This is a genomic window from Bacteroides stercorirosoris, assembly GCF_900142015.1.
GTDB lineage: Bacteria > Bacteroidota > Bacteroidia > Bacteroidales > Bacteroidaceae > Bacteroides > Bacteroides stercorirosoris.
Window position 1 is genome coordinate 401,108 of record NZ_FQZN01000001.1, and the last position, 12,379, is coordinate 413,486.

The 12,379-nt window shown below is 37.6% G+C and carries 10 protein-coding genes and 1 pseudogene; all 11 read left to right on the forward strand.

The features are described from left to right. The first annotated feature begins 42 nt into the window (after positions 1-42). The 11 genes and pseudogenes from BUC01_RS01315 (at position 43) to BUC01_RS01365 (ending at position 12,378) form a co-directional block, all read left to right on the forward strand. The gene (locus BUC01_RS01315) at positions 43-1,053 is read left to right on the forward strand and encodes a hypothetical protein (protein WP_025833220.1); all 1,011 of its coding nucleotides are present in this window, start codon (positions 43-45) and stop codon (positions 1,051-1,053) included. Positions 1,054-1,271: 218 nt separating this feature from the next. Next, complete coding sequence (locus tag BUC01_RS01320; RefSeq protein WP_034524481.1) at positions 1,272-2,174, forward strand: ParB N-terminal domain-containing protein; 903 nt, start codon at positions 1,272-1,274, stop codon at positions 2,172-2,174. A gap of 68 nt (positions 2,175-2,242) precedes the next feature. Continuing rightward, positions 2,243-2,674 carry a hypothetical protein gene (locus BUC01_RS01325; protein WP_025833218.1) on the forward strand — a complete coding sequence of 144 codons (432 nt, stop codon included), beginning with the start codon at positions 2,243-2,245 and terminating at the stop codon, positions 2,672-2,674. 453 nt (positions 2,675-3,127) lie between these two features. Then, the gene (locus BUC01_RS01330) at positions 3,128-3,310 is read left to right on the forward strand and encodes a hypothetical protein (RefSeq protein WP_025833217.1); all 183 of its coding nucleotides are present in this window, start codon (positions 3,128-3,130) and stop codon (positions 3,308-3,310) included. 454 nt (positions 3,311-3,764) lie between these two features. Continuing rightward, positions 3,765-4,658 carry a helix-turn-helix transcriptional regulator gene (locus BUC01_RS01340; RefSeq protein ID WP_230327111.1) on the forward strand — a complete coding sequence of 298 codons (894 nt, stop codon included), beginning with the start codon at positions 3,765-3,767 and terminating at the stop codon, positions 4,656-4,658. Between the two features lie 201 nt (positions 4,659-4,859). After that, positions 4,860-5,873: a DUF3871 family protein gene (locus BUC01_RS01345; RefSeq protein WP_025833214.1), complete on the forward strand. Its 1,014-nt coding sequence runs from the start codon at positions 4,860-4,862 to the stop codon at positions 5,871-5,873. Positions 5,874-6,185: 312 nt separating this feature from the next. Continuing rightward, a complete protein-coding gene (locus BUC01_RS01350) occupies positions 6,186-6,773 on the forward strand; it encodes a tyrosine-type recombinase/integrase (protein ID WP_025833212.1) in 588 nt (195 codons plus the stop codon). Positions 6,774-7,352: 579 nt separating this feature from the next. Further along, positions 7,353-7,805, forward strand: coding sequence for a hypothetical protein (locus BUC01_RS01355; protein WP_025833210.1), 453 nt, complete (start codon positions 7,353-7,355; stop codon positions 7,803-7,805). A 414-nt stretch (positions 7,806-8,219) separates the two neighbouring features. Further along, a pseudogene (locus BUC01_RS25015) lies at positions 8,220-8,468 on the forward strand (peptidoglycan recognition protein family protein); the annotation flags it as partial. A 20-nt stretch (positions 8,469-8,488) separates the two neighbouring features. Then, positions 8,489-8,590: a smalltalk protein gene (locus BUC01_RS25360; RefSeq protein WP_159106514.1), complete on the forward strand. Its 102-nt coding sequence runs from the start codon at positions 8,489-8,491 to the stop codon at positions 8,588-8,590. A gap of 164 nt (positions 8,591-8,754) precedes the next feature. Then, positions 8,755-12,378: a hypothetical protein gene (locus tag BUC01_RS01365; RefSeq protein WP_073312472.1), complete on the forward strand. Its 3,624-nt coding sequence runs from the start codon at positions 8,755-8,757 to the stop codon at positions 12,376-12,378. Position 12,379: the final 1 nt, after the last annotated feature.

The following is a 12,379-nucleotide window of genomic DNA, read 5'->3' on the forward strand; positions in this document are numbered from 1 at the left end:
ACTTTTCTTTTATTTTGCAGTATAACTAATAATGAATGTATCATGCCAGAAGAAAACCAGATAGCGGAACTTCCAGATTTGAAAGTAAATTGGACTGAAAGCTACAAATGTCTAAATGAACCACTATTAGAATACGTGTGGGAAGTAGCCAATCACTTCCTGCCAGATTATGCGGAAACAGATACGGGAATGATACCCGTAGAATCTTCCGCACCTGCCATATTCGCCAACAGATATGCGGAAAGAAACTTATCCGTTGAAGAAAGATACAAGAGGAGCAAAGAAATGAAAACATTCAAAGGAACTTTGGAAGAATACAAGAAACGGGAATACAGAAAGCTGGATGATTCTTTCAAAGAGAAGTTCCTGACTAATGAAGATTTACAGAATACCATTGAAGCGTATAAGTTGGACGTTAGCAAGTTTTGGTATCTACTTCTGTTCGTATATGACTTTATAGAGGATATTGGCACAAACGCACCTGCATTGAACAAGTCCGTATTAGAAGACTTTAGCCATTTTCATGCTACCCTATTGGAAGCTACCAGTATCACCTTAAAGAAGAACAACAAGAAAAGCTATGTTGTTGAAAGGGAGGACACAATCAGAATCATTCAAGCAGCCTTGCAGCATTTTGTCAATACATATAGCGATATTATACATAGTGAACAAGATAGAGAAACTATGATTAAACAATTAAAGGACATAGGTTTGGAGGGCTTTATCAGAAATGACTTATCGTCAAAAATCAGCTTTGCGGACAAGTCCAGTCTTGACATATCTTATAAGAAGTGGAAATTCACAGATATGTTCCTGTTCTTTATTGAAAGAAGAAAGGCTACCACCATACCCAATAAAAAGGTAAAGGTATCTAAAGACAAGATGATACTTGTTTCAAGGCTAATCTATACCGTAGGCTATGATGGCAAGAGATATAATGAAGAATACGATTCGGAGGGCAACAAGAACAGAATGTTATCCAATCTCCTTAGGAGATACAAGAACGAGAAATTCCCGTCTGTTATAGCTAATAACTACATGGTAGTTTCATAAACGATATACATAAAAACATAGCAGAAATGCGTACTGAAAGGCTTATTCTTTTCGGTACGCATTTTTTTTGCGTACTGGAATGGGCACGTTTTCTACACACATGGGCATTCGGTAGATTCCTTTGCCACCCCTAAATTCCTGCCTAATTTTGCATCATCAAAATAACAAAACGGCGTGCCAGAAGCCAATATAAATCCGTAAGGCAACGGTAATATATTATGAGAAAAGAAATTTTAACATTGAGTGAATTGAATGAAAAAGGAGTAAAAGTAGCAAGATTGGCTGGTAACAGAGATTTGAATGAAAAGGCAGTCAAGGCTAAAATGAAATCAATGAGGGAATACGGTCAGTTAGTACCTGCAATCATTGTGGACGCTTCCACTGCAATTAAAGACGGTTTAAAAGTGATTGATTTTACCACTGGTGAAGAAATCAAGGACGGAAATGATTATGTTGTTCTGTTGGATGCAAACCACCGTTATAGTGCCCATTTAAGACTTCTGGAGGAAAATGCAAAGGTTGAACCGGATAAACAGTACAAAGGAGAGTTCTATTTCGTGTATTCTTTGAATCCGTCTGTTGGCATTGAAAAAGCATTGGCAGAAATCAACATTGCCACTACCCCATGGAAAGGTGCGGATTATGTAAAGGGAGTGAAAATGATGGTTGAAGAAGAATTGCCGACATTGGACTTTGTGTCTGATTTGACTTGTGTGGGCTACTCTCTGGATGCGGCTTCCAAGTGGGCTACATTTGGCAGTAAGATAAACAAGACAGTTCTCGTCAGGGCTATCAACGGCAATATTGATGAAGTACTTAGAAAATCAAACAACATCAACAGAGGAAGAACGCTTGTTGAAGCAGCCAAAAAATCATTCAGTACGGAGTTCTTGAAGAGCCGTACACTCATTGACTGGATTATTGGCAAGTATGAAGATACGGATGATAGCGAAAAAAGTACATTCACTAAAAATATGAGCCACTTTCTAGCTAATGTTCAACGTGAAAATGCGGAAAACATAGAAAAGGCTAAAGGCACAAGAGGTGGAAAAACAAAGGAAACCATCATTTATGAAGAACTGAGCAGACTTTGGAAAAATTACATGGAAGAGAACTATTAATTAATCAATCCTCTGGATAGGGATTTTATGCAGGATATACTTAATAATAACTTTAAATATTTTGAATTATGAGTACAAGAGGTTGTATCATTGAATTAAAGAAAGACGTGTGCAAAATTGGTTATTTACATTATGGTGCAGGTTTCGCTTCTGAATTTATCCAGAAGTATTGTATTGACTCCAAATATCTGGAAAGAATCTTTGAGATGGATAGAGAATGGGAGAAACGAGAAGAATACGAAGGCATTTATTATCAAGAAATAACGGACGCAGAAACTATAGAAAGACTGCATAAGTATGATACGGATGCAATAGATATGGATGCGGAAGTATTCATTTTTATGGAACATAGACCAGCTACAAGCCACTATATAGAATTGTACGATGTGACAATTAGAAGAAGCTGGTCTGTAGAAGATGAAGAGTGGAATGAAAATCTGTCACAAGAAGATAGAGATAAAGAAATGGAATTTGTCCGAACTTGTGTCGGACTGGATTAAACTTGCTTATTTCAAAAACAGGTTTACAAAGGCAGCCGGGCAACTGACTGCCTTTTTTTATTGCCGTTTTTTACCTACTAACCAAGTTATATAGCACCTACTTCGATACGTTAATTAATCGCTAATATACAGTTATTTAACTATCTATTCCGAATATCGCCTATCCGTCAATAGCCATAAATATAAACTATTGACAAAAGAAGTGCATAAAGTCACTATTCTTGTCTGCCAGCTTATTCAGAGAAAGGAATAACGGCAATATGGCGATATAGACAAGCTATCTATAGAAAGTGTTCCTTTGATTAGGTACACCGTCCAGAAATGAGTATAATCGTATAGAGATAAAAAGATAAAGAGTTACCACGAGCAGGGGTATATCCAGAACTGCCTAGAATAATTCAAGCACTATAGATTTTACAGTATATAATGAAACTAACCTAAAACAATTCAATTATGGAGTATTACACGTTTGAACAATTAAAGGAAATGGCTTTTAGTGATGGAATTACTGGTAATAAGGTAGCTATCGGTATATGGGCTAAAATGAACGGCTTTCTAAAGAAAAAGAAGCAGATAAACAAGCGTAGAATTACATTCTACTTTAAACTGGATAATTGGCAGTCTCGTAATTTATGACTACCGGAGCCTCTCTATAAAGCCGTATCAAGAACTGCATATAATACTTGTTCCGGCATACATAGCCAGCCAGATAACACAAGGAAGTAAATTACAGATGTTTTTTAAAGATAGTCTTAGTAAAGTGGTACTAAGGAAAAATGAACCGTAGTCTATGGGAAATTTGACACCAAGTATAGGGGAAAAATGATACTCTATACATTACTACAATACTAACATTACAACTTAGATAATTCAGTGCTTCGCACTTCATTATCAGATTTTGAGCTTTCGTAGATAAGTAACTAATAACAAAAACGTAACATTATGATGATATACAACAACAGACTGTTCAATACCAGAAAGGAATTGAAGCGGTATCTAGGTGGGACACGTAAATACAACAAGGCTCTGAAAAACGGAGAGATTTATAACATATACCAAGAAGAATCAAATAACCAACCGTTTGCGCACAATGGAACAACAATATACGACACTGACAAAAGACATTAATAATATAGATAATAAGGACGCCATAGTATATGCCTATATAAAATCAAGGATGAATTATAAAACTTCCATTGCGGATAATGTTACGGAAAAGGAGATTTCCGAAAAACTAGGCATATCATTAAGCACTGTAAAAAGAAGCGTTGCAAGGCTAAAGAAGAATAAGAATCTTGTTGATAAAGTAATAAGTAACAATGTGATAGCAGAGGGAAGCTACAAGACGTACAACAAATATCATGTGGCAAAATGTAATGAGAACTTCTTCTATATTTATAACAGTTTCTTTAATGATGATATGAACATAGCAAAAGCCAGTGAGAGAATCAACGTAAAGAACTTCTTGCTTAAAATAAAGGCAATATGTAAAAAGGAAACGAACAAGTATATAAGTGAAAGTCCGTATCTGGATGGGCTTAACAAAACGGAACTATCTAAGAAACTGGGCATTGATGCAAAGACATTAAATAAATATCTGGAAATGGCAGTCAATGCAGGACAGATAAAATATATAACTAATGGTTTACTGATACTGAACAAGTCCATTATTCCAGATTTTAAAGAGGCTGATTCAGATACAAGAATCTATCATATTATCTATGACTGGTGCATTGATAACGGTGTTGTTCCACCAGATAGAAACGATGAAATAACAGTAATGGAAGATGGCAGTGTCAGAAGAAGAAACAGATTGCTTGCTGAACTAGCTTGTAAACTGGTTTATATGAAAGATGAAGAAATTAGGAGTTTGCTAACTAATAGAATAACTTCCGAAGAAATAACTTTGGAGTATATAGCTAAAGTGCTGAATATAAATAACAAGAAGAAAGAAGATATACAGTATTCCGTCATGCTTGACTAAACTAGCTAATCACCTATATTCAGTTTAGCTAAAAGTCAAGAGAGCAAATATATAAGGTACTTCATATAAGAATCCCCCTCCCCATTCAATCAGTAACCTTAAATATATAAGAGTGTCTGCCTTTACGGACTACGTGCCCCTTAGTCCCCCTCTGTATATTGATATAAAAAAGAATTATTAATCATTTAAACTTTTATCAATATGAATAATTTAGTTATCATGCCAACGGAGAAAAGAACTTTGAATTTAGGTGAGTTTGCAGAAGAAGCTACTATAATTGTGGAAGAAACTGCAAAGCCAAATATTACTTTCTTGGAAGCCAATACAGATTCTATTACACTGGAAGAACTTGCAAACAAATGCGTTGTGCCTACTTGGGCTAACTTGGAATCAACCATTTCACACCAAGACTTTGTTTCTTGTGTGCATGAAGCTGCAAACTCATTCTATGCAGGTGAAAAGGTGAGCTTTCCCGAAATACGAGTTTCACATATAGTACGTGGCAGAATACCGTCCGCACTTGGTAAGAAAGCAAGTGAACTGTTGGAATGTGAAAAGACACAATTCTATCAAAGACTTGCGTTTGCTTTTACTGTTCCAACCATTTTTGAAACGATAAGAGGGCAAAAACTTGAACTGTGCATAGGTGGGGTAAGAAATTACAGTGACTTGAATCTGTACCGTTCTTCCAAAGGCTTAGAAAAGTTTTCCGTCTTTATTGGCTGGAGAATGAAAATTTGTTCCAATCAGATTCTTACCGGTGAGGGTGTGAGGTTCAACATGGAAGTAACCAATATCAGTGAACTTTACAGAAATGTACTGGAATTGCTTAACAGCTTCAATGCTGCCAAAGAAATACATTTGATGCAGACATTATCAGATACTTATCTATCTGAAACACAGTTTGCACAAGTGGTAGGCAGAATGAGAATGTACCAGGCACTTTCACCTGCAAGACAGAAAGCAATACCAAGACTTCTAATCACTGACAGCCAAATAAACAGTGTGTGTCGTGATTATTACACCAATGAAGTTTTTGGAATGAAAGACAATGCCATATCTCTTTTTGATTTTCATAATTTACTCACACAATCAAACAAGAACAGCTACATAGACAGCTATCTACAACGTGGGGTAAATGCTACAGAGGTAAGTGTTGGACTGAACAATGTATTACAAGGACTGGATAATAAATATTCTTGGTTCTTGGGCTAAACTAACTGAAAGGGCATCTATTTATTAGGTGTCCTTTCTTTTTTAATAACTTAAAAATACTACAGAATGAATGATAATGAAAAACTAGTACTATGGGGCATACTAGTAGTACTGTTACTAATAATAATTGGTGTTATCAATCCCTTTTTTCTGATACTGATTTTATCTATCTTTATTTATATACAATCATAGAATATTCACTAATATGCAAAGTGAATGTTTTGCTAGAAATCAACACATTAACTAATTGGCTAGTATGTTGGTAGTGGTAAAATATTCACTTTTATTTATTTACATATAAAACAGAACATTATGAGTTTAAAATATTCAAGCACTACAGCAGATTATCTGGTTTGGTCTGATGCAATGAATTTAATAAGGAAATTGGCTAAAGATGGAAATTACAAAATTTCACTTCTTATTGCTTTGGGGTGTTTCACTGGTCTAAGAATATCTGACATTCTAGCTTTGAGATGGAAACAGATACTATATACCAGTGAATTTACAGTAATAGAGAAAAAGACAAATAAGGTGAGAACTATTAGGATAAATGCCCAACTTGGGCAGCACATTAAAGAATGCTATGAACAGATAAAGCCTATAGGAATTAACGCACCTATTTTAGTGAGCCAAAAAGGAACTGTTTTCACTATCCAAAGAATCAATGTGATACTAAAAGAGATAAAGAAGAAATACCACTTAAAAGTGAAAAACTTTAGTTGTCATTCACTTAGAAAGACTTTTGGCAGACAAGTTTATAACATGAATAGTGACAATTCAGAACTAGCCTTAGTTAAACTTATGGAACTGTTTAATCATTCCAGCGTAACCATAACTAAAAGATACTTAGGTTTAAGGCAGGAAGAAATTCTACAAACTTATGACTGTTTGAGTTTCTAATCTTTAGCTAGGTAGAATTATTCAGAAATTTGCTTTTATATGCCGACTTCTGAATTTTCTACCTACTTGAAGTTATAAGGAAGAACAGCTTACCAGGTGATTTAATAAACAATAGTTCTTGCTAATCAAACGTAATTTAGTAACTTTGTGCCAATTCCAGACACCTAATGAGTTAGGGACTGGAAGGACATATTAGTTAATAAAGAGCGTTATTGATATTATCCCTTATTGGAATCTGGACAATTTCAAAAGTCAAGGATAATAAGCAAGGACGCTCACGTCAATGTTATATACCTATCTATAAAGATGGTCTATATATCGTTTGGCGTGGGCTATTGTTTATTACTTGACTTGGGCAGTCCAGAGCCTCAATAAGATAATACTCAATAGTTCCCACGCCTCTTTTATTTTGTAACAGTCAATAGGGAACATTGGCTATAATACTATGGTAAAAACAGACAGTCTATCTATCAATTAATAAGTATGCAGCTTCTTGTTGTGTTCCTCATGCTTATTCTGAACTTATTTATTAATGCTATCTATTGGGAACATAGAGGCACAAATAAACTTAGATTAAAAATGAAAACTTTTAGATTAATTGGAATGGCTTTATTAGCCGTAGTAATGTGCGTGAACTTTACTTCTTGCAGTAGTGATGATGATGAAGAAGAAATATCCGCTTCATTGGAAGGAACTTGGTATTATGACTATGGTGAAGGATGGGAATTATACAACGGTAATAAAGAACCTTGGAGTACAGACCCAGACCCTTATAATCCCAATGACCGCGATGCAAGTACAAAAATGGAAATAAAGAAAGTGGGAGAAAACCAATATTCTATTTCTACCTATTACTATGATAATGGTGCTTGGCAGTATAGCGAATCGGAAACAATCACACTAAATGGGAAGAGTTTTAAATATGATGGTGAAAACTGTACAATCCTAACTTTAACATCTAAAACTTTGATTTATGAAGTAGTAGAACCAAACGGAAAATATTACGATAAATATACTTATATTAAGATGTAACATTATCTATTCTGTTACAAGCAAAAAGCCAACCTACCCATTATAAACAAATGGATAAGTTGGCTTTTTCAGTTCTGAACAAATCATTAACGCTTTCTCCTTTTGAACTTCATGGATGGGGTAAGTCCATACGCACTTTCAGGAAAATATGTGCGGAGAAATTTGTCACTTGCTAATCTATAAGTGGTAATAGTGTGCGTTTCCATGTAATCGGGTATAAGGCATACCCTTGCATCTTTTCTTATCTAATTTTTCATAGCTATAAAATTTTGAGTTTCACATATACAACTGTATTCTGGATTATGGAAAATTCAAAGCAAACAAAAACAATATTTTGATATACAGCATTTTAAGTCTACAATTAGCTTTTTAGTTTATTATATCATAACACGATATCTAAAATATACAAAATAATACAACGCTCATTCCATCGGCCTCTGTTATGAGGGCGGTCTGGACTGCGACGGAAAGCCTGCAGATACCCGCACTCCAGAGCAAAGAAGCGCGCTGCGGCTGCTCGTGTGCCAGTTGCTGAAGCGCTTCCGCAACAGTTACGTCTGCGGACACCGCGATCTCAGCCCGGACCTGAACGGGAACGGGGTGGTGGAACCGGAGGAATGGGTAAAGGAGTGCCCGTGCTTCGAGGTAAGCAACGATTTATAAATGACTAAATATTGAACATTATGAAAATAAGTAAAAATACTTGGAAGACCATCCTGAAAGTAATTGTTACCATAACTACGGCTATCGCCGGAATACTTGGGGTGAAAGCTGCAGGGTTATAAAAACTTTTTAGAAGGAGGCATCCGGACAGTTTGCCTCCTCCCCTATAGAGTTTGAAATAGAAATCATAGATATTATAAACAATAAAGACTAATGAATAATGAAAAAACTACAATGCTTTTGTAATATAAAAAGAGTGTTACAACGCTCTATTGCAATGATATGTATGGCTTGTGTAATTCCGACAAGCCTGCAAGCACAGATCACACAAAAGTCTGATGACTATTCGTTGAACCGTAATCCCAATAACTATTCTATTGCTACTCCCAATGCAGCTACTTTCAATAAATACATGGATAGCCCGGTAGATCTCTATTCGGGAACTGCACAAGTTAATATTCCGGTGTATACGTTGAAAGACGGTTCTGTGGAACTTCCTATCAGCTTGTCATATGCCACATCGGGAATTAAAGTGAATGAGGAAGCAGGCTGGGTAGGATTGGGATGGATGCTGGATGTCGGTGGATGCATCACCCGCAAGGTTATCGGAGAAATAGATCGTTACAATCCGGAACCTTACTATAAAAATGTAATGGCAGCCTATGAGCAAACCGGAAAACTGAGTAATACGACTCATATCAAAGGCCCGTGGAGTTCTGATATGCGTCTGGCTATGGACTGGTTCTTGACAGAGCCTTCTATGCGTAAAGCCCATTACGAGGGTAGATTCAATCCTGATGTATTCTGTTACTCATGTCCCGATGGAAAGGGGCGTTTTGTTATAGACAGCCGGAATGACAGCATTTATCTGTTGGACCGTCGAGAGGATGTGAAGATAGAAATAATGACAGAGCGGTCGTTTTCTAATGGCCAAGTTGTAAATGCCTTAGGCAGTAGACTGGTAGGATTCAAGTTAACTTTCCCTAATGGAGTAGCGCATAACTTCACGCTTATGAGTGTGATGAGTACCAACTTTCCTGTTTATATGGGAGTTCAGTCCGAGTTTTATGCCCTTTCGCAGACAGTTTATCCTAACGGGCAGAAGGTGGATTACAGCTATGACACTACGGCGGTTAACTGGGGATTCAGCTATGGGGAAAATCTAAAATCAGTCATTCTTTCTTCAAGCGTAAGGGTGGACAACAATCAGGCGTGTGGTGACAATCGCGTGGCACGAAGCCACAGTTCCCGAAATTTTATAGATTGTACGGGACGGGAGGTAAACTTGACCCAAATAAAGACCGACAACTATGAGGTGCATTTCGTATCCAGCTTGCGCGATGATTTGCCCGAAGTGAAGAAACTGGATAGGATTTACGTGAAATCACTGGCAGCTGTTCAACCGGCGGATACCTGTTGTTGGGATTATCGCTTCTCTTACGATTATTTTATCAGTGAAGATTCCGGTAATTGTTGGAGCAAGTATGCATCCCACCTTTCCGTTTACCGACAAAAGGAGCATATGCTGAAACGGCTCAAGTTGAATACCGTATTTGCTACGGTAGGCGGGCAGGAAACAGAAAAATACCGTTTCTTTTATAATGCAAAAACATTGCCTCGGAAGGATTCTTATGCAGTGGACTATTGGGGGTATTATAACGGTCAGCTGAACAATACCTCATTTATTCCGGATATCTATTATCTGATGTGGCACGATCCAATTCAATATCAAAAGATACAAGATTTGCCACGAGACAATTCGGAACCTCTATCCAAAGCCATGCGTGCTTACGATTTTGAAAATAGTAAGGCTTCTATTCTGACCGGTGTGCAATATCCTACCGGTGGCTATTCGGAGATTGTGTATGAACCTCATCACTTTGTGGACTATTTTGTGCCTACTTTATTGCAGACGCGGACAGATCTACCTATGGAAAGCCTGACGATTTATGATAATAATTCCTTCGACGACCATGGCAGTGATTTGTATTCTACCCCCAAAAATCATTTCTACTCTTTCAAGGAAGACAAAGTGGTGACAGTGACTCTTAGTCTTTTTAGGGGTAAAAACACTTGGAAATCAGTAGCCGCGCACCGCGCATATCTTTATTACATAGAAAATGATAAGCCTGTGCAGAAAGATCTTTCGTTGAAGAAAGAATGTGAAGCGTTACACATCAAGGAGGAGATAAATCATCAGTCACTTCCTTCTACCACCGTGTCGAAAAGCTATAAGCTGACCGTGAAGAAAGGTACGGGCTATTTTGTGGTGGACTTGCCTGACGAGTTGGGCGACCAGACCATAGGGAGTGGGACAGATGCCAGGATTTCCATGCTCATCAAGTATGACAATAAGGTAGAGGGAAAACGTGAATCGGAGGGAGCCGGAGTCCGTATCAAGGAAGTGAATTTCTACGATTCACCATCTAAAGGCACCTGCTTGCAGCAGATATCTTATGAATATGTCAATCCGGAAACCAACACTTGTAGTGGATTACTACTGAATAAACTCCAGTTCGTTAATTATTATCCGGGAACTTATGATAAACTTGGTCAGTATTTTACTACGGCGTGCAATTTTCAGAAAGTAGAATCTATTGCTTGCCGGTCGGATAAATTGGAATTGTCGGGTAGCAACTTTTTTTCTTCACCCTATCAGGCGTCGGCCAATGTCGGTTATACTTATGTCAAGGAGACAAAACACAAAGACGGGCAAGAAGGCTATACTTGGTACAAGTATCATAACGAAGAACCACGGATGGAAGAACATTCTATTCCGGTTTATAGTCCATTGAACGGTAGTTTGCTTGAAACGGCGGTTTACAATGCTGCCAAGGCACTTGTACAAAAGACGCAATTCGCTTATGAAGCTCCTGTTTATCGTTATTATTTCGGAATGAACTTTTACGACCGGATAAATCTCTTCCCGGAACTGTTCTATCAGTCGGGATGGCAATGTATGGCTATGAGCGATAATAGTGATGGGGCATCGTATTATTTAAGGTGTAACAACTTTCTTTTCTATGCACAGATGGCGTTCTGGCAAGCAGGTTTCGAGAACACCTATGTGGGCAGTATCAATCGCCTCGCTATGGTAGTCCATCCCTTGAATTTTCACAATATCCGGTTGAAGGAGAAGAGAATGTGGAAGGACGGAGTAGAGATCTGCGAAACTTACAACTACAATTTGCAGACACAGCAATTGAAGGAAAAACAGATAGGACTTTCGGATGGCAGTACACTGAAAATAACTTATACTTATCCTAACGATTGTCCTTGGGGAATCTACACAACAATGACTCGAAAACATTGTATTTCTCCTATAGTCGAAGAGAAAAAGTTCAAGAATGGTCGGCTGATGGAAAGTATTTTAACGGAATATCTGCAAGTATCTGAAGGATTGTATCTTCCGTCGGTGCAGCATTACTCGGAAATAACAACCCCACTTGTCGCTTCTACCATGACTTTTTCGTCAGCGGGGCGTAATAAAACAGTCTATCCGGCAGATAACATCATGTATCATCATTACGATAAATACGGGCATATACTCAACTTATCTGTTAATAACCGGGAAAGTACTTATTTATGGAGCTATAAAGGGCAATATCCTGTGGCAGAGATAGACAATGTTTCTTATGATACCGTGAAAGCGGCTCTTGGCTCTGTTACTCCCGAGAATTTGTCGAGTATGCCGATTCCTAATATGGATTTGTTACGCAGCCTGCGTACTAAGCTTCCGGCTGCTCATGTCCGGATATACGAATACAAGTCTCCGGCCGGAGTTTCCCGGGCGATGCTTCCCAACGGTAATACTGTTGGCTATGAATATGATTCCCTTAACCGTCTGGTGAAAATGAAAGACTATAATGGAAAGACGACCGGAGAATATAACTACCATTACAAGCCGTGAA